The sequence below is a fragment of the Streptomyces sp. PL-29 genome, from assembly GCF_058344425.1.
The window spans coordinates 2,170,059-2,189,257 of sequence record NZ_CP136996.1; the positions used below are offsets into that span (position 1 = coordinate 2,170,059).

At 72.1% G+C, this 19,199-nt stretch carries 10 protein-coding genes; 6 read left to right on the forward strand and 4 right to left on the reverse strand.

Features of this window, described 5'->3' with window-relative positions:
- The first annotated feature begins 10 nt into the window (after positions 1–10).
- A complete protein-coding gene (locus R4Z63_RS10000; protein WP_037923958.1) occupies positions 11–1,048 on the forward strand; it encodes a rod shape-determining protein in 1,038 nt (345 codons plus the stop codon).
- Positions 1,045–2,715 (forward strand): sensor histidine kinase, encoded by a 1,671-nt coding sequence (locus R4Z63_RS10005; RefSeq protein ID WP_384448720.1) that lies wholly within the window; start codon positions 1,045–1,047, stop codon positions 2,713–2,715. Before R4Z63_RS10000 ends, R4Z63_RS10005 begins: the two co-directional genes overlap by 4 nt.
- 88 nt (positions 2,716–2,803) lie before the next feature.
- On the opposite strand, the gene R4Z63_RS10010 is transcribed toward R4Z63_RS10005, so the two are convergent.
- Positions 2,804–3,244, reverse strand: a complete 441-nt coding sequence (locus R4Z63_RS10010) for an Lrp/AsnC family transcriptional regulator (protein ID WP_384448723.1) — start codon at positions 3,242–3,244, stop codon at positions 2,804–2,806.
- 70 nt (positions 3,245–3,314) lie between these two features.
- Between R4Z63_RS10010 and R4Z63_RS10015 the strand changes: the two genes are divergently transcribed.
- Both R4Z63_RS10015 and R4Z63_RS10020 read left to right on the forward strand, forming a co-directional pair.
- Complete coding sequence (locus tag R4Z63_RS10015) at positions 3,315–3,977, forward strand: LysE family transporter (protein WP_384448726.1); 663 nt, start codon at positions 3,315–3,317, stop codon at positions 3,975–3,977.
- Positions 3,978–4,123: 146 nt separating this feature from the next.
- On the forward strand, positions 4,124–5,521 hold the full coding sequence (locus R4Z63_RS10020; protein ID WP_384448729.1) for a carboxyl transferase domain-containing protein: 1,398 nt from the start codon (positions 4,124–4,126) through the stop codon (positions 5,519–5,521).
- Here R4Z63_RS10020 and R4Z63_RS10025 read toward each other — a convergent pair.
- Positions 5,518–6,840, reverse strand: a complete 1,323-nt coding sequence (locus R4Z63_RS10025) for an MFS transporter (protein ID WP_384448822.1) — start codon at positions 6,838–6,840, stop codon at positions 5,518–5,520. The genes R4Z63_RS10020 and R4Z63_RS10025 overlap by 4 nt on opposite strands.
- A 155-nt stretch (positions 6,841–6,995) precedes the next feature.
- Here R4Z63_RS10025 and R4Z63_RS10030 point away from each other — a divergent pair, with 155 nt between their 5' ends.
- A complete protein-coding gene (locus R4Z63_RS10030; RefSeq protein WP_384448732.1) occupies positions 6,996–8,153 on the forward strand; it encodes a carboxylate-amine ligase in 1,158 nt (385 codons plus the stop codon).
- Between the two features lie 184 nt (positions 8,154–8,337).
- Here R4Z63_RS10030 and R4Z63_RS10035 read toward each other — a convergent pair whose 3' ends face one another.
- Together R4Z63_RS10035 and R4Z63_RS10040 are read right to left on the reverse strand one after the other, a co-directional pair.
- Positions 8,338–8,907 (reverse strand): hypothetical protein, encoded by a 570-nt coding sequence (locus tag R4Z63_RS10035; protein WP_384448735.1) that lies wholly within the window; start codon positions 8,905–8,907, stop codon positions 8,338–8,340.
- A gap of 87 nt (positions 8,908–8,994) precedes the next feature.
- The gene (locus R4Z63_RS10040) at positions 8,995–15,312 is read right to left on the reverse strand and encodes an RHS repeat domain-containing protein (protein ID WP_384448738.1); all 6,318 of its coding nucleotides are present in this window, start codon (positions 15,310–15,312) and stop codon (positions 8,995–8,997) included.
- A gap of 432 nt (positions 15,313–15,744) precedes the next feature.
- On the opposite strand from R4Z63_RS10040, the gene R4Z63_RS10045 reads away from it, so the two are divergent.
- Positions 15,745–18,777 (forward strand): FG-GAP repeat domain-containing protein, encoded by a 3,033-nt coding sequence (locus R4Z63_RS10045; RefSeq protein ID WP_384448741.1) that lies wholly within the window; start codon positions 15,745–15,747, stop codon positions 18,775–18,777.
- Positions 18,778–19,199: the final 422 nt, after the last annotated feature.

Consider the following 19,199-nt stretch of genomic DNA (forward strand, 5'->3'; position numbering starts at 1 on the left):
AGGTTCTGCCGTGACCGTCAGTCTTGAGCAGTTGCGCCGCTGCCACGTCGCCGTCGACCTGGGGGCGGCCAGGACCCGCGTGTACGTCAAGGGCGCCGGCCTCGTGGTCGACGAGCCCAGCGTCGCCGCGGTCAACACGCGCACCGGCGCACTCATCGCCGTCGGAACCTTCGCCGAGCGGATGACCGGACGCACGCCGGACTACATCAGGGTCGTGCGCCCCGTCTCCGGCGGCACCGTCGTCGACATCGAGATGGCCCAGCGGATGCTGCGCCATCTCCTCGGCGAGAAGCTGCGACGCGCCCTGCGGCGCAAGCCGCGGCTGCGGGCCGCCGCCTGCACCCCGCACGACGCGGACCCCCTCGCCCAGCGGGCGGCCGTGGAGACACTGGTCGGACTCGGGGCGCGGCGCGTCGAACTCGTCGACACCCTGATCGCGGCGGCCGTCGGCTGCGGACTGCCCGTGGAGCAGCCGACCGCGACGATGATCATGGTGTGCGGGGCCGCGGCCACCCAGGTCGCCGTCCTCTCCCTCGGTTCGATCGTCACCGCCCAGCGGATCCCCGTCGGCGGCGAGGCCATCGACCACGCCGTCGTCCAGCACCTGCGCCACGCGCACGAGCTGATGCTGCCCAGCCAGGCCGTCCGGCCGCTCCAGTTGGCCCTGCACGGCAACGGCCTCACCTCCGGAGGCCCCGCCTCCACCCTCATCCACGGCCGTGACGTGGCCACCGGCCTGGCGCGTTCCGTCCACGTGGACACCGCGGCCGTACGGGACGCCATCCACACGCCGCTGACCGCGGTCCTCGACGGGATGGGCAAGGTGCTGCGGGACTGCCCGCCCGACCTGGTGGCCGACCTGACGGACCGGGGAATCATGATGGTGGGTGGCAGCGCCCTGCTGCCGGGCCTGGACCAGATGCTGCGGGACGCCACCGGAATGCCCGTCGCCATCGCGGAACGGCCGGACGTGTGCGCCGTGATGGGTCTCGGCGCGATGCTCGAAGGGAAGATCGCCCCCATGGTCCTCAACCCGATGGCCGGATGACGGATCCCGGCCGGGACCCGGCCGGGAGGCCCGCACACGGTCCCCGGACGGAACCCGCCGAAAGACACCGAGAAGCACCGGGAGAAGCACTCGGAGAAGCGCACGGGAGGCCCGCCGACCCGCCCGGCGAGGACGCGGTGAGCCTCCCCGTGCTGCTGGAGGCCGTACTGAGCGTCGGCTCCGAGCTCGAACTGCGCGCCACCCTCCAGCACATCGTGGAATCGGCGGCCGAGCTGTGCTCGGCCCGGTACGGCGCGCTCGGGATCCTCGACCCCGAGCGCGCCCTGGTGACCGAGCTATTCACGGCAGGGCTGACCGAGGAGCAGCGGGCAGCCATCCCCCACCTGCCCGACGGCCGCTCCGGCCTGCTCGGAGCCTTCGTCGAGGACCCGCGGCCACTGCTGCTGGACGACCTCGCCCAGGACCCCCGGAACGTCGGCCTCCCGCCCGGCCACCCGCCCGTGCACAGCCCGCTCGGCGTCCCGATCCGGGTGCACAACGAGGTGTTCGGCACCCTCTACCTCACCGAGAAGCACGGCGGCGGCCCCTTCACCGAGGAGGACCTCGCCCTGGTCCGCGTCCTGGCCGCGCAGGCGGGCATAGCGATCGGCAACGCCAAGCTGTACGAGACCGCGCGCCGCCGGGAGCGCTGGATCGACGGGGCCGCCGCCGTGACCACGACCCTGCTGGCGGGGCGTCCGGCGGCGGACGCACTGAAGTGCGTGGCCGAGCGGGCCCGGCTGCTCGCCGACGCCGCGGCCGGGGTGGTGCTCCAGCCGACCCCCGAGGGCGGCATGGAGATCGTGGCCGCCTCCACCCCGGGGGACCCCGGGGACCTGATCGGGACCGCGATCGCCCCCGGATCGCCGGTGCTGGAACAACTCCTCGGCGGCGAACCCGTCTTCGTCGACGATTCGGCCACCGACCCCCGGATGACCACCCACGTCCGCGAGCGGTTCGGGCCGAGCATGATGCTCCCGCTGCAGAGCGGCGGCCAGCTGATCGGCACCCTGGCCCTGCCCCGCGCACGGGGCGGGCCGGCGTACGACGCGGTCGACCGGCTGCTCGCCTCGCAGTTCGCCTCCCAGGCCGCGCTGGCCCTGGTGCTGGCGGACGCCCAGCACGACCGGGAGCAGCTCGCGGTGTACGAGGACCGCGACCGGATCGCCCGGGACCTGCACGACCTGGTCGTCCAGCGGCTCTTCGCCACCGGGATGATGCTGGAGAGCACGCGCAGGCGGGCCGCCAACGCCCCCTCGGGGGACGTGGTCGGCGACGAGCTCACCCGCGCCGTGGACGAGCTGGACTCCACCATCCAGGAGGTCCGCACAGCCATCTTCGCCCTCCAGCAGCCTCCGACCGAAGCCCCGGCCACCTTCCGGGGGCGGGTCCTGCGCGAGACGGGCGGTGCGGCGGTCCTGCTCGGCTTCCAGCCGTCGGTGCAGTTCGCGGGCGCCGTGGACGCCCTGGTCCCGGAGGCTGTCGTGGCCGGCCTGCTCACCGCCCTGCGCGGCGCCCTGGCCGCGGCGCACCGGCGCGAGCAGGTCACGGCGATCGAGGTGGTGGTGGACGCCTCGCCCGAACGGGTCCGGCTGACCGTCACCGACGACGGCCGAGCGGAACGGGGTGCCCGGGGCACGACGGTGACCTGGGAGTCGGCGCTGTGACCTCGGCGGCGCGCTGCGCCCCGGCCCGGTGGCCCGAGGGCCTTCAGCGCCATCAGGGCCTTTGGCGTCGTCAGGGCCTTCGGTGTCGTCAGGGCCGTCCGGCGCGGTCGGCGGTGCGCAGGGCGATGCGGGTGTTGGACTGGGCCACCCCCGCGTCCCGCTTCAGGCGGCGCAGCAGGGCGTCGAGGGCGGCGGGATCGGCGGCTCGCGCCCGCAGGAGGTAGTCGTGCGCGCCGGTCACGTGGACCGCCTCGGTGATCCCGGAGAGCGTGGCGACCCGCCGCTCGAACTCCTCGTTGGTGGTGTCCTGGCGCAGGGTGACGTCGATGAAGACGACGAGACCGCCGGCGGTGTCGGCGGACGGGTCCACCACGACGGTGAACCCGCGGATCACGCCGTCCCGGCGCATCCGCCGCACCCGGTCGGCGGTGGCGTTGGCGCTGAGACCGACGCGGACCCCGAGGTCCCGGTACGAGATCCGCGCGTCCTGCTGCAGGATCCCGAGGATTTCCCTGTCGAGGCGGTCCATACCGCGATTGTCGCAGTCGAGCCCGGTATTCGTGCTCACACCGCGGAGGTGAGGGTCGACCCTCGACCGCATGAGCGAACTGATGACCCCGGCGCTGGCGGGCGCCGCCGCCGGCCTGGGCGTGGCGATGCCGATGGGTGCGATGAGCGTGCTGCTGCTCCAGGAGGCGATGCGACACCGCCGGACGGCGGTGGCCGCGGCCGCGGGCGTCGCCGTGGTCGACCTCGGCTACGCGGCCCTCGCCACCGCCGTCGGCCCCCGGGTGGCCTCCCACATCTCCCCCGTCGAGGCATGGGTCCGGCTGGCCTCGGCGGCGATCCTGCTGGCCATCGCGGCCCACGGCCTCTCCCGGGCCCGTACCGGCGCCGCGGCTCCGCCCGGGCCGGGCCCGACACCGGACACCGGCGCCGCGGGTGCCGCGCAGACCGCCACCGCCCTGCGGCCGGCCGGGGCCTTCGCCCGCTACGTCGCCCTCACTGCGATCAACCCCACCACCGCCCTGTACTTCGCCGCCCTGACCACCGCCCAGGGGGCGCGCCTGAGCAGCGGCCCGGCCGGGGCCGCCTTCCTCCTCGGCGTCGGGGCGGCCTCCCTCCTCTGGCAGCAGGCCCTCGTGGCCCTCGGCTCCCTCGCGGGCGCCCACATCTCCGCCACCGCCCGCGTGTGGACCTTCCGCCTGGGCTACGGCCTGGTCGCCGCCTACGCGGTGGGGATCGCCCTGCCGCTGCCCTGACGGCCGTCGGTCCCGGCTGCCGGACCGCACGATCGGGACGGCCGGGCACGTCCCGGACCGAAACGCCCCCGAGCCGTGCGGTGCGGGCCGTGGACCCGGCGGACACGACCCGGCGCCGCCTCGGCGACAGGACCTAGGGTGACCGTGTGACGACCCGTCTCTCGGCCCGCGCGGCCATCGCCTCCGTGTCCGACGCCGGCAGCTTCACCGAACTGCCCGCCCCCCGAGGGGAGTCCCCCGCCGACGGCCCGCTGGCCTGGGCCGGCTACGGCTCAGCCCGCGCCCGCGCCGCCGAGCGCACGGGTGAGCAGGAGTCCGTCGTCACCGGCACCGCCCGCCTCGGCGGCCGCGAAGCCGTCCTGATCTCCTTCGAGTTCGGGTTCCTCGGCGGCTCCCTCGGGCAGCGCACGGGAGACCGGCTCGAAGCCGCGTACGCACACGCCCGCACGCACCGCCTCCCTCTGGTCTCACTCATCGCCACGGGCGGCTCCAGGATGCAGGAGGGCATGCTCGCCCTGACCCAGCTGCAGCGCGTGGCTCGCCAGAGCGTCCTGACCCGCGCCGCCGGGCTCCCCCAGCTCGCCGTCCTGCGCGATCCGACCACCGGCGGCGGCTGGGCCACCCTCGGGGCCGGTGCCGACGTGGTCCTCGCACTGCCCGGTGCCCAGGTCGGCTTCGCCGGGTCCCGGGTCCGCCCGGCGGACGCGGACCCGGCGGCGTACTGCGCCGAAGGGCAGTACGCCGCCGGTCACGTGGATGCCGTGGTCCCCGCCGCCCACCTGGCGGGCACCCTCGCCGACTGGCTCCGCGTGCTGGCCGCGCCCCGCCCGGACGGGCCCGTCAAGCCCCCGGCAGCGCTGGCCGGCGTACGCCCGCCGGACACCGGCTGGGACGCGGTGCGGCTGGCCCGCGACCCCGACCGGCCGCGCGCCGAGGCGTATCTGGACGCGTACTTCGAGCTCCGCCTGCACCTCTCCGGCGACCGGGCCGGTGGTACGGACCCGGGGATGCTGTGCGGGTTCGGACTGCGGGAGGGCCGGGCCGTCGCCTACGCCGCCCAGTGCGGCACGGCCACCCGCCCGGCGGGATACCGCACGGCAGCCCGCGTGGTCCGCCTCGCGGACCGGCTCGGCATCCCCGTGCTCACCCTGGTGGACACCCCGGGCGCAGCCAACGACGCCGCCGCCGAGCAGGCGGGCGCCGGAACGGCCATCGCCGACACCTTCGCGGCGCTGGCGGCGGCCACCGTCCCGGTCACCACCCTCCTGATCGGCGAGGGCGGCTCGGGCGGCGCCCTCGCCCTGGCCGCGCCGGGAAATACCTGGGTCACCCCGGACAGCTACTTCTCCGTCATCGCCCCGGAGCTGGCCGCGGCCATCCTCAAGCGCCCGGCCTCGGCCGCCGCGGCCACGGCGGACCAGCTCCGCATCCGCCCCCAGGACCTGGTGGCCCTGGGCGTGGCCCGCGGCATCGTCGGCCCGGCGCGACCGGCGGACGGCCGGGGCCTGTCCGGCGGATCAGGGCCGGCCAGGTCACCGCATTAGGCCCGGGGCGCGCGGGCGTCGTAGCGGGCGAAGTTCCGCCAGCGCAGCGCGAGCAGGCCCACCACCAGGACACAGGCGAGCCCGCCGCCCGTGAAGGCGACGGCGGGCGAGGTCAGGTCGGCGGCGGTCCCGGCGAGGAAGTCCCCGAGCCGGGGGCCGCCCGCAACGACCACGATGAAGACGCCCTGGAGCCGCCCGCGCATGTCGTCCGGCGTGGCGGCCTGGAGCATGGTGGTACGGAACACCATCGAGACGGTGTCCGCGTACCCGGCCACGGCCAGGAAGAACAGCCCCAGCCAGAGGTTCCGCGTGAGCCCGAACACCGCGATGGCCAGCCCCCAGGCCGCGACCGCCAGCAAGATCGCCAGCCCGTGCCGCCGGACGCGGGCCTGCCAGCCGGAGAACAGCCCGCCCAGCAGCGCCCCGGCGGCGATCGCGGCCACCATCAGGCCGACCGTCTTCGCGTCGTCGCCGTACCAGAGCACGGCGACGGCGGGGAACAGTGCCTTCGGCTGAGCCAGCACCATGGCGGCCAGGTCGGTGAAGAAGGTCATCCGGATGTTGGGCCGGGTGCCGAGGAAACGCAGCCCGTCGACGACCGAAGCCCTCCCCCGCGCGTCTGCGGCCCGGTCCGGCTTCATCGACGGCAGCCGCCACATCGCGTAGAGCGCGGCGGTGAAGGTCACGGCGTCGATCAGGTACGCCCACTCGTACCCCCCGGCCGCGACGACGAATCCGCCCAGCGCGGGACCGACCATCGTCCCGAAGGTCATGGTCACGGAGTTGAGGGCGTTGGCGGCGGGCAGCTGCTCGGTCGGCAGCAGCCTGGGGATCATGGCGGACCGCGCAGGTCCGGTGAGCGCCCCGCAGACTGACTGGAGCGCAACGACGGCGTACAGGAACCAGACCCGGTGGAAGCCGAGCAGCGCGGCCGCGGCGAGCGTGACGGACAGGAGGGCCGCGCCGAGGGAGCTGTACAGGCCGAGCTTGCGCCGGTCGACGGTGTCGGCGATGGCGCCGCCGTACAGGCCGAAGACGACGAGCGGGACGAGCGAGAAGAGGCCGACCAGCCCGACCGAGAAGCTGGAGCCGGTGATGTCGTAGACCTGGAGGGAGATCGCCAGGGTGGTCATGGCCTGGCCGACCCAGGAGATGGTCCCGCCGATCCACAACCTCTGGTAGTCGGCCGAGGTGCGCAGCGGGGTGAGGTCGGCGAATATGCGCCGCCTCGGAGCGGTCCGAGCGGTCGTACGAGTCACATCGGATGATAACCAGCGGCCCCCTTGCGGTCCGCGGGGTTTTCCGACCCTTCCACCCATCGGCACCAGCCGTCCCACCCTGCCCCGTGCTTCCGGAGCAGGCGGACGGTTGCCGCTAACTCGCCACTATCACCGCACATTTGACTGAATCGGCGTGCGCTCCTCACCTCTCGTTCAGCTCATGATGAAACGACTCGTATGTCCAGGGAGGCGTAGTGATCGAACCTGGCAACAGCACCACGAGCACCGGCACGACGCAGAACACGGTGCGCCCCACCGTGCCCCTCACCGTAGGCGTCGAGGAGGAGTTCCTGCTCGTCGACGCCCGCACCCTCCGGGTGGTCCCCGCCGCCCCGCTGGTCCTGGCGACGGCCGCCGGGCTGCCGGGCGAGATGCACCCCGAAGGCACCCGCTACCAGGTGGAGATATCCACCCCGGTCGCCGACTCGGCCGCCTCGCTGCGCGCCGAACTCGTCGCGCTGCGGCGCACCCTCGGGCAGGCGGCCCGCGCCCACGGCTGCCGGCTCCTGGCCGCGCCCTCACCGGTGGTCGCGGTGGAGGGGCCGTTGCACCTGACGGACGACGAGCCGCGCCAGCGCGAGCAGCACCGCCGCTTCGGCGCGCTCACCGACACCCTGGTCAGCTGCGGCCGCCACATCCACATCGGCACGCTCGATGTGGACACGGCGGTGGCCGTGTCCAACCGGATCAGACCGTGGCTGCCCACGATGATCGCGCTGGCCGCCAACTCGCCTTTCTGGGGCGGACGTGACACCGGTCATTCCAGCTGGCGGGCGATGGCCTGGTCCGGCTGGCCCTCGGCGGGCCCGCCTCCGCACTTCACGTCCACGGCCCACTTCCGACGCTCCGTCCAGACCCTGCTCGGCTCGGGGGCGGCCCTGGACACCAAGATGGTCTACTGGGACCTCCGGCCGTCCGGACACTGGCCGACGCTGGAGTTCCGCGCGCCGGACATGTCCCCGTCCGTCGACACGGCCGTCCTCCAGGCCGAACTGGCCCGCGCCCTGGTCTCCACGGCGCTGCGCGAGACGGCCGAGCGGCGGCCCGAGCCGGCGGCACGGGACGACGTACTGCGCCTCGCGCGATGGCGCGCGGCCCACGACGGCCTGGAGGGCTTTGGCCTCGACCCGTACACGGGAACGGAACTCCCGGCGGCCGACCTGGCGGAGGCCCTGCTGGACCTGGTCGCCCCGGAACTGGCGGCCGCCGGCGACCTCGACCACGCCGCCAAAACCCTGGCCGGCCTCCTGCGCGACGGCTCGGGCGCCCACCGCCAGCGCGCCGCCTACGCCCGCCGCCAGGACCTGACGGACGTACTGCGCCACCTCGTGGACGAAACGGAGGACTTCTAGCCGGTCCCCGGCCCCGGTCCGCGGTCCCGCCCCGACGGAACAGGTCGGTCCGTTCAGATCGGGCCACGAGCAGCGATCGGCCCTGACCGGCGGGATGCCGGTCAGGGCCGATCGGAGGCGTGGGTCCGGGAACCGGCCCACCGGGTCCGCGCCCGGTCGACCGCAGCAACCGCTGCTGCTCCGGCTACCGGCCGAAGACCAGGGCACACACTGCGCAGACAGCCGCCGTCAGCAGCATGGCGTCCGCGACGACGTCGGCAACCACCTTGCGGTGCACCGGGCCGTCCGCCCCGGGGGCGCGTCGTCCCCGGCTGCGGTACTTCTTGAGCTCGGCGGCCGCCTTGTCGGAAGTCTTGAAGAAGCGGTCGAGCAGAGAGCCCGCGAACCCGACCACGAGGTACCCCTCGCCCTCGGTGTCCACGACCCGCTCCTTCGGGAGCACGGTCAGGCTCCCGGACCCGCTGACCTCGATCCTGTGGATCGAGCCGTAAGGCACCTCATAGCTGAAGAGCGGGTTGACCACGGTGAGAGAGCTCTCACCGGCATGGACCCGGGAGCGGGTGATGCGGTAGGCGAACGATCCGGCGGCCAGCAGCAGCGCCGCCGCGAACCAGCCGTCCCGTTCGTCCCTCCACAGCCCGTCGTAGAGCCCCAGCACGGACCCACCGCAGAACAGCGCAAGGACGAGCAGGGCGAGCACCCGGAAGGAGCGGCGGCGGAGTACCCGTCCGCCCGTCACACGGCCGTATTCCATTCGGCTTCCCGTCCTTCGTGTGCGGTGGAGCCCGCCGAGGGGGCCGGGGAGCGGCCCCCTCGGCGGGATGTCATGGTGTCCTTCGGTTCAGCAGGAGCCCACCAGCAATCCGGGACTCGCAGGGCCGGCGCCACAGAATCCCAGGGCGAAGTTGGCGTTGCTCACCGAGTTTCCGCGGGTGACAGCCCAGTTGATCGGTCCTGGTTGTCTGATCGCCCCGCTGGTCGTGGTCGCCGGTTTGACGACGACGGAGGTCCGTGAGATCGCGCTGCCCCAGGTGGCCTGCTTGAGGGTGGCGCCGCCCCACTGAGCGTACTTGATGGCGGCACCCGTTCCGACGGCGGTCCAGGCCAGGCTCTTCCCGGCGGTCTTGAAGTCCCACTCGCCGGTCGTGACCCGGTCACCGACCAGGACCACGCCCGCGCTCACGACACCGGCGACACCGCAGACGCCCGCCGAGGCGATCACACACGTCGCGAAGCCCGCCGCCGGAAGCACCCGGTTCTTCCAGCCGTCCCAGGTGCCGAAGGTCTCCTTCGTGCCGTCCCAGAACTTCTGCCAGCCGGACCGGTTGTCCTTGGTGTTCTTCTTGACGTCGTTCTCCCGGGCGCGCTGCTCGTCCGCCTTGCGCTGGGCCTCGCGGGCCGCCGCGTCCGCCCGCGCCTGCGCCTGGGCGCGTGCGTTGTCGGAGACGAACGGGCCATGCACCCTCGGGGTGGTCGCCGGCCGGTACGGGCCGAGGACGGGACTGCGGCCGCCGAAGTACGAGGACCGGCTGAACACGGTCCGCCGCCAAGCCATGACGACCCGGACGACCAGACGCACGAGGTTGATGATCGTGCGGATGAAGCTCCCGAAGAACTTGCCGTCGGGGTCCGCGTACACCAGCGGATTGTTGTTGCCGTAGGTGTAGCCGTGCATCTGTTGCGGATCCCCGGTGTCCATGACGGGGTCCACGGAGATGAAGCGGCCGAGCGTCGGATCGTACTCGCGCGCGCCCAGGTGCGTCAGGCCGGTGGCATCCGCCGTACCCCCCACGAAGCCCTTGCTGCCCGGCCAGTGGGACGGCTGCGCGACGCGCTGGCCGCCGAAGACGTGCTGCTTGCGGCGGCTGACCGCCTGGCCCATGCCCATGAGGACGGCGACGGTGGCCGTGCCGTGGTGGTCGGCCAGCATGACGCTGGTCTGACCGCTCACCTTGGTGGCGACGGTCTTGCCGTCCTGGACGTAGTGGCGGGTGCCCGTCTTCTTGCCTGCCGTGTCGAGCTTCAGCTCGTTGCCGGCCGGCAGGTAGAGGGTGGTCCCGGTCGCGTCCTTGGCCAGGACGCGGTTGCCGTCGGGGTCGTAGCCGTACTCGGTGGTGCGACCTCCCTCGACGACCTTGGCCAGACGCCCCTCGGCGTCCCAGATCAGGTCCTGGGCGCTCGCTCCGACCTTGCGGGAGGTGGTGTTGCCCGTCTTGTCGTAGCCGTAGGTGTCCTTCTTCGCGTCGGCCTCTCCCTCGGCCTGGCTGGTCACGGAGGTCAGGGCGCGCTTGGCGGCGCCGTTCTCGCCGTAGCCGTAGGTACGGGTGATGTCCTTGGTCGCCACCACGTCACCGGCGACCTTGTGCTGGACCTCAGTCTTTCGGTTGCCGATCGGGTCGTAGGTGAAGGAGTGCCAGTAGGCGTCGGGACCGCCGACCTTCGGCGCGGTGCCGCCGGCGGTGCCGTCGGCGTTGGGCTTGGCGGCGCAGCCGTCCGTCGCCGTCCAGGCGTTGGTGATCCGGCGCAGCGCGTCGGTGGTGAAGCACTGGGTGTCCACCGACTTCTGCTGGTCCTGGCCCGAGGCCGTGGCCAGGCGGGTGATGTTGCCCGCCAGGTCATAGGCGTACGTGGTGTCGTCGATGCGCGCCGGGCCCGTCTCACGGTCGGTGACCGTACGGGTCAGGTTGCCGGTGTGCTCGTCGTACTCCTTGGTCTCCCACACACGCAGACCGGCCTGGCCGAACTCGGTGCGCAGCGGACGCTTGAAGGCGTCGTACGTCACGTTGTTGACCAGCGGGCCCGCCAGGCTGCTCGTGCCGACGACCTGGTCGTACGGCAGCGAGGTGGAGTAGCGGTGGCTGACCCGCTCGGCGGCCTGGCCGCCAAGGGCCGGGTGGCGGGTCCACTCCAGTTGCCCGGTGCGCTCTCCGTAGCCGTACGTCCACTCGTAGGTTCCGGCCAGCGCACCCTCACGGCCGGGAATGGTGATCCTGGTTCCGGTGGGCTGGTAGCGCTGGTTGAGCCCGGTGGTCTCGAAGACGTACTCCTGTCCGTCCAGGTAGCGGACGGACTTGGCGACCTGCCCCTTGGCCACGGAGTCGTAGATCCAGCGGGAGAGCGTGGTGCCGCCCTGCTTGATCTCGGTCTTGCGGCCCAGCGCGTCATAGGCCGTGGTGATGGTGACGCCGTTGGCGTCCTTGGCCGACACCGGCCGGTCAGCCTGGTCGTAGGCCGTCTCGATCGGGCCCTTGTCCGGGTCCTCGGTCCGTGTGACGCGCCCCCGGTGGTCGTAGTGGTAGCGCCAGACGGAGCCGACCGGATCGGTCGCGGTCTCCTTCAGGCCGGCCGGGGTGTAGGTGTACTTCGTGGACTGCCAGGTGGTACGGGCGTCGTCGGTGTACTGGATCAGCTCGACCGTGCGGTCGTCGACGTCCTTGACCGTGGTGGTCGCGGTCTCCCCCTTGGGCGGGATGATCGTCGTCCGGTCACCGTCGTAGCGCGTCGAGGTGCGCCGCTGCTCGACGGTGTTCTTCTCCGCGATCTGCACGGTGGGGCGGCCGGCCCCGTCGTACTCCGTGCGGACCAGGTCCGCCACCTTGGTGTCGTCGCCGGTCACCAGGGTCGGGGACGGGTCACCCGTGGCGTAGTAGCCGTTGTAGGTCTTCCACTCCAGGCCGCGGGAGTCGTACTTCTTCTCGGAGATGATCCGGCCGATGCCGGTGCCGGAGGGCACCTGCGTCTCGCGCTCACGCAGCAGACCGTCGTAGAAGGTGTACTCGCTCCGGTAATCACCGGTGTGACGCAGGGTCTTCGTGGTCACCACGGTGGGCGCCGTACGGGAGACCGCGTACGTGTACTCCCTGCTCGGTTCCTTTGGGTGCTCGGACTTGGTCCAGCCGGGCTCCCACGCCTTGACGACCCGGCCCAGGCCGTCCCGTTCGGCGTCGGTGCGCCGTCCGTTGACATCGGTCTTGGCGGTCTCCTCGCCGCGGCCCGGGTCCGACTCGACGCTGGAGGAGTGGCCCAGCGCATTCGCGGTGACCGTCTTGGTGGGCACGTACTGGGTGGCGGGGGTGAAGGTCGTGGTGGTCTTCTCGCCCGCCCCGTTCACCGTCTCGACGGTCCGGCCGTGCTGGTCGGTCTTGTTGGTCTCGACGGTGACGAAGCCGGTGCCGGCCGCGTCCTGCTCGTCCACGCGGGTCACGTCGCCCTTGGTGGGGGCGGCGCCCAGGGTGGTGGAGCCGTCGAAGTAGGTGCGCCTCTCGGAGATCAGGTCACGCGGCAGCGTGAGGGCGGAGCCGCAGAGCGCGGCCGTCTTCTTCACCGACGCGGTGGTCGCCAGCAGGTTCGCCCCGGTGTTGCGGGCGTACGTGGTGGCCGTGCAGCTCTCGTCACCGCTCTTGCCGGTGTCGCCGTGGTCGGACTCGGTCGCGAGCATGCCGTGCGCGTCGTAGGCGCGCTCCACCTTGGTGCGGCGCCAGCCTCCGCCGACCTGAGTGCGGGTGGTCTCCGTCTGCTCGGCGGCGGACCTCCGCGCGGTCAGGGCGGGCAGCCCCGGCCGGGCCCGGCTGGCCGTCACGGCGGACTGCCAGGGGGTGAAGGTGCCGGCCTCGATCAGCTTGCCGTCGAGGAAGGTGCCCTCCTCGCGGGTCATACCGGAGAACACCGCCTGGTCGGTGACCTTGTTGCCCTCGGAGTCGGCGACGTCGGCGCCCGCGATGCCGCGGAAGTAGCGGTTCTCGGTGTGCAGCCTGGGGCCGTCGGTACCGCTGCCGACCGTGGTGCGCACGTGACCGTAGCCGCGGAAGTCCGCGTACGTGAGGTGCTCCGGCTTGGCGAACTCGGTCTCGGCCTTCGCCCAGGCCGCGCCGCCGAGGTAGGTGTAGTTGGTCTGCTTGGGCGGCGCGCCGCCCCACCGGTCCTCTTCCCGCACCTGGGTGACGACGTAGGTGTGGAACCAGTCCTTCACCGGCTTGTACTCAGCGGCCGGCGAGTCGGGCGAGGACCAGAACACCGGATAGCAGCGCTTGGTGTTGGAGGATTCCGAGGGCAGCGATCCGGGGGTGCACTCGGGCGCCGAGTAGGTGACCGCGATGGTGCCGCCGGACTCGGTGTTGACGGCGTTCACCCGGTAGCGGATCAGCGGCGGAATGCCGTCGCCGGTGGCGTCCACCCGGTTCTGGAGCTGGGTTCCCATGAAGGTCACCGGAGGGAGCGAGACGGGCGTGCCCCCGGTGTGGCCGGTGCGGGTGACCGAGGCCAGCCACAGGGCGGGGCTGGAGCCGTCACCGGTCGACGGGAACTGGTGCGTCAGCTTCCAGGAGTCGACCTTCTGGTAGCCGGTGCCCACCCGGACCTCGGTGGTGATGTCCGTGATCCGCTTGCGGGACCAGAAGGACGGGCTGTAGCGGCTCTTGCACTCGGTGCCCGGTGCGCAGTACTGGTCGAACGGCACGTCGGGCCAGTGCTTGGCGTTGTCCTTGGTGAACTTGGACTCGGCGCAGTCGAACGAGGAGCCGGGCAGGCAGCGCTCGGCCTCCTTGAAGGTGATCTTCGCTGCCGGGGTGCCGGTGTAGAGGTTGCCGGCGCGCAGGCCGTACTCGATGCGCTTGAGGTGGCCGCCGCGGATGTAGGGGGTGGCGGTGGAGGCTCCGGTGGACGTGTTGACGTTGCGCCCGTAGTGGTTGGTCTCCTTGCCCCAGTAGTACGCCATCGCGTCCCCGTGCGGGCTGACGACGTAGTCCAGGTTCCAGCGCCAGCCCTGCTGGCACCAGGAGTCGGCGAAGGCGCTCTTGTGGCAGGGCTCCGCGGACTGGTTGCCGTAGACGGGGACGGTCCAGGTGGAGTCCGTCACCGCCTTGCCGGAGGACCAGCCGGGCAGCCGGTGGTAGCCGAAGTAGTACTGCACGCCGCTGGTGTCGGTGACGCGCCAGTACTCGCCGTTGTCGTCGCCGTTGCCGCGTCCGGTGTCGGTGAGGCGTTCGACCTTCGTGCCGTCGTCGCCGGCCAGCTTCCAGACGCCGGTCTTGTCGTCCTTGACGAGTTCGCTGGTCTTGCCGCCCAGGGAGAGTACGGCGTTGTCGCTGCCCCAGCAGAGGTCACCGGTCTTGGCCTTGTTGTTGCCGCCGGTCATGTCGTTGTTGCACGGCCGGTAGCGGCGCTCGACGAAGCCGGGCTCCAGGCCCCAGCCGTCACCGATGTTGTTGGCCTGGTTGTTGGTGGCGGCCGTACGGCCGTCCAGCGAGGAGGAGTTGTAGCTCAGCGCGAGCTTCGGGCCGAGACCGCCGGGAACCGTGGGGGTCTGGAGGTCGTACGACCAGGTGAAGGCGCCGGAAGGGCCACCGGACTCCCAGCTCGCGGAGGGTGCGAGCGGGGTGGCCGTGAAGTCGCCCTCGGATCCGGCGGGGGTGGAGCCGACCGCCAGCAGGGTCGATGAGCCGGCGGACGCGGCCGCGGGGGCGGCGGCGTAGGAGGCGAAGGAAGCCGTGCCCGTCGCCGGACCGGCGCCCGTGGCTGCCCGCCCGCCGTCTCCGGCCGTGTGCCCGGCCGGGTCCGTCCCCGGGGTCGCCGTGGCCGTGCCGAAGGTGGCCTCCGCGGTGACCGTGCCGTCCTCGGGCCGGTTGCGCACGTTGCCGAGGGGCTTGGGCTTGCACTCGGCGCGGTCCGGTGTGGTGAGCGCGCAACCGGGCAGTTCGGCGAGGGTGAGCCGGGAGGCCCAGCCGCCGCCGTAGGCGTTCTGGAAGGCGGAGTAGTCCACCTTGACGTCGGCGGCCCCGCGCGCGCCCTCGACCGCGAGGACCACTCCGTCCACGCCGGCCTTCTCGGTCTGCGCCCGGTCGAGCACGCGTACCCGAACGTCGCCTGACGCCGGCGTGGCCCCGGCGGCGGCCTTGGGCGCCAACTCCACCGGCAGTCCGCCCGGCTTGGCCCGTGCGGCGGCTCCGTGGCCGGCGAGCTTGAGCCTTTCGGACCCCGCGGACGGCCAGTCGGTGTCCTGGGGGTTAAAGATGGATGAAGCCACCGTGTCCTTGCCTGACTTCACTTCTGTGACGGGTACCGGCTTGGTCTGCTGCAGCGCGGGCAGGGACAGCGGGGTCAGCGCCAGCGCCTCTGCCGAGACGAGGCCCGCGAGCAGCGCCGTGGAGGTGATGACGGTCACCGATCTGGCGAGCCCACGGCGCCTGCCTGACCTGGTTTTTGATATGTGCTCCGCCGACGGGTCACCGTCGGCGGGAATGCTTGGCGCATGTCTGAAGCGCACACTTCCCCCTTGAGTCGAACGATCCACTATCGGCCACGCATTATGCAAGTCCATTACCTGCGCCGAACCTTCCGCCATCGCGGCACCCTCATCCGGGGACCACGCCCGGGAACCGAATGCGCTGTTCCGAGGCACTTCGCCCTCCTCGCAGACGACAGCGCGAAGACCCCGTCCCCTGGCCGGATTTATCCGTGCTATACCTTCGCTTTGCCGATCTGACGTCCCATGAAGAATGCGGGGGAGCACGCCATGCCACATCCGAAACCACCGACGAGATCCCGAGGAAAGTTCCGAATAGCCACCGCCTCGGCGGTAATCACCGCTCTGAGCATGCCTTTTCTGGCAGCCGCCCCGGCTTCCGCTTCCACCCCTTCCGGCAGCACCTCACCGGCCTCCGGGAGCACCGCCGGCACGCCTGAGGAGACCACTGCGGCCAAGCGGGCGGCCGACTCGGGCAAGCCCGTCGAAGTGGTGTCCCAACGGACCGAATACGACACCGTGTTCGCGAACCCGAACGGCACTTTCACGATGGAATCCGCCGTCGCCCCGGTCCGGGTGCGCCAGGGCGGCAAGCTCGTACCGGCCGATGCGACGCTCCAGCCCACCGGCAACGGCACGGTCAGGCCCAGGGCTGCCGCGGTAGGGCTGGAGTTCTCCGCTGGTGGCGACGCCCCGCTGGCGACCATCACCCGTGACGGCCGGTCGATGACCGTTGACTGGCCGGGCAAGCTCCCCGCACCGGTCGTGGAGGGCGACACCGCCACCTATCCCGAGGTCCTGCCCGGAGTCGACCTCAAGATGCGGGCTTCCGTCGGGGGCTTCCAGCAGCTGCTCGTCGTCAAGAACGCCGAGGCCGCGAAGAACCCCGCCCTGAAGACCGTCACGTTCGGCGTGGCCGCCTCGGGCGTCGCCCTCTCCACCGACGAGGCGGGCAACCTCAAGGCGCTCAACCCGGCCGGCCAGGAGGTGTTCACCGCCCCCACCCCGACCATGTGGGACTCGGCGGGCATCCCCACCGGTGAGGCGGCACCGGCCGTGCCGGCCGCGTCGCCACGCTTCCTGAAGGGCGCCCCTCGCTCTCTCGTGGCTGCACCGGACGCCCCGACGGCCGCGCCCGACGCCGCCACCGCCGCCCGCGAACTCGGCGGCCTGCCGGCCACCCCGGCCGAGGACGTGTTCGAACCCCGGCACGGCGCCGTCGAGAAGCGCATGCCGATCGCGGTCAAGGGCGGCGAAATGGCGCTGAAGCCGGACGCGTCCGTCCTCACGTCCAAGGACACCGTGTACCCGGTCTACATCGACCCGACGGTGAGCGGCGCCCGGCTCAACTGGACCTCGGTCGCCAAGAAGTACAGCACCACCTCGTACTGGAACCACTCCTCCGGCGTGGCCCGGGTGGGCTACGAGTCCGACACCGGCGGCACCTGGCGGTCCATGTTCACCATGGACACCAAGAAGCTGCACGGCAAGCAGATCATCGACTCGGTCTTCCGCATCAAGAACACCCACTCCTGGTCCTGCACCAAGAAGCCCGTGGAGCTGTGGCGGATCAACCCGATCTCCTCCGCCACCACCTGGGCCAAGCAGCCGTCGTGGGTGGCCAGGGTCCAGACCCTGACCGAGGCCAAGGGCTGGGGCTCCGGCTGCCCGGCCGGCAACCTGGAGTTCAAGACCAAATCGGTCGCCGATCTCGCCGCCGCGAACAAGTGGCCGACCGCCACCCTCGGCCTGCGCGCCTCGGAGTCGGACACCTACGGCTGGAAGAAGTTCGACGCGAAGTCGGCCGTGTTCTCCACCACCTACAACACCACCCCGTCCACTCCGTCCGGCCTGGCCACCAGCCCCGCCACCGCCTGCACCGCCTCGCCCGGCACCACCGTCGGCAACACCGACGTCCAGCTCTCGGCGAAGGTCACGGACGGCGACGGCGGGACGGTGACCGCCCGCTTCAAGGTCTGGGAGACCGGCACCAGCAAGGTGCTCTACGAGAAGACCCAGGCCGTGACCTCCGGCAACATCGCCCGGGTCACGGTGCCCAAGGGCTCCTTCGTCGACGGCAAGCAGCACTCCTGGCAGGTCCGGGCCGAGGACGGCAGGGCCAGCTCCGCGTGGAGCGGCACGTGCCGCTTCCACGTCGACCAGAACGTACCCAACCACCCGCCCGGCATCAGCTCCCAGCAGTTCCCCGACGGTGACGACGGCTGGCCGACCCAGACCGGCACCGCGCGCTCCGAGGGTGTCTTCACCCTCTCCCGCGGCCTGGCCACCGGTGTCGCCTCGTACGAGTACTGGACCGAGTGGTCCCCCACCGTCCGGACCGCCACGCCGGCCGCCGTGGACGCCCCCGTCGACGTGAAGCTGACGCCCCCCGTCGCCGGTCCGCTGCGGGTCTACGCCCGCTCGCTGAGCAAGGGCGGCAACCGCACGGCCATCCAGACCTACCTCTTCTACGCCAACAGCCCCGCGCTGAAGGACAAGCCGGGCGACCTCAACGGCGACGGCACATCGGACATGTACGCCCTGCGCACCACGGGTGAGCTGTGGATGTACGCGGGCAACGGCAACGGCACCGTCGGCCGGTACCAGGAGGCGGGCGTCACCAACCTCGCCGGCGCGTCCATCACGCACCGCGGCGACTGGACCGGTGACGGCTACGAGGACCTGGTCGCCGCCACCGGGCCGAAGGGCTCCCGCCAGATCCAGGTCTTCCCGAACAACGGCTACGGGCACGCCTGCACCGCCTTCGGTGAGACCGCCGAGGGCGGGGACTGCGCGGACGAGCGCCGGGACCTCCAGGTGTACGAGGAGCCCAACAACCACTTCAAGAACGCCGACCAGATCCTGGCGATCGGCGACGTCGACGGTCCCACCGACCTCGACGGCGACGGCACCATCGGCGAATGGGACCTGCCGTCCTACCCCGACCTGCTGGTCAAGGAGGGCGACCACCTGTGGCTCTACTTCGGCCATGCCTCCGGCTACCTCGACGAGTACGCCGAGCCGGTCCTGGTGGGCAACGGCTCCTGGTCGAACTACGACATCGCCGCCCCCGGCGACCGCACCGGCGACGGCCGGGTCGACATGCTCGCCCGCAGCCGCATCAACGGTGACCTGCGCCTCTACACGGGCACCGACGCCGCCGGCGGCGGCCTCGGCAGCGGTCCGGCCGCGATCGTCATCGGCACCGGCTGGACGGTCTCGCACCGCCCGCTGATCACTGCGCTGCCGGACGGCAACGGCGACGGCAAGACCGACATCTGGTCCTCCGGCGGCGATGCCAAGCTGTACTTCTACAGCGACATCAAGGGCAGCGGGACCGAGGTCGGCACCGGCGGCTGGCAGAACTTCTCCGCGCTGAGCTGACCGACACCGGCCGCACACGCGACACGACGCCGCCGAGGGGGGCGGGGGCCCGGTCCCCCGCCCCCTCAGGGCGGATCGGAGGGCGGCCGGGCGCCTCCCCGTCAGCGAAGTTCTTGCCCCGGGGCAAGTAGTCGGTCCGCGGTCCCAGAGAGTCGGTGTCTCCGTTCGGCTCCACGGTCACCGGCGTCGCGCCGCCCTGCGAGCTGATGAGCCACGCCAACACCGGCTGAGTGAGCGGAGCACCACCTTCGTCCTCCCAGTGCGCCCGCCACCCACCACCGGGAACCACTCCCGCTATCCGGTGGACGCGCTCCAGATGAGAGAAGCCCTCGAAGTCCGTTACGGGCCTGAGCGCACCTCGTTCTGGGTCCACGATGAGAGCAGCGCCGGTGGTCGGGTGCCACGCCTCGACACCACGCTGC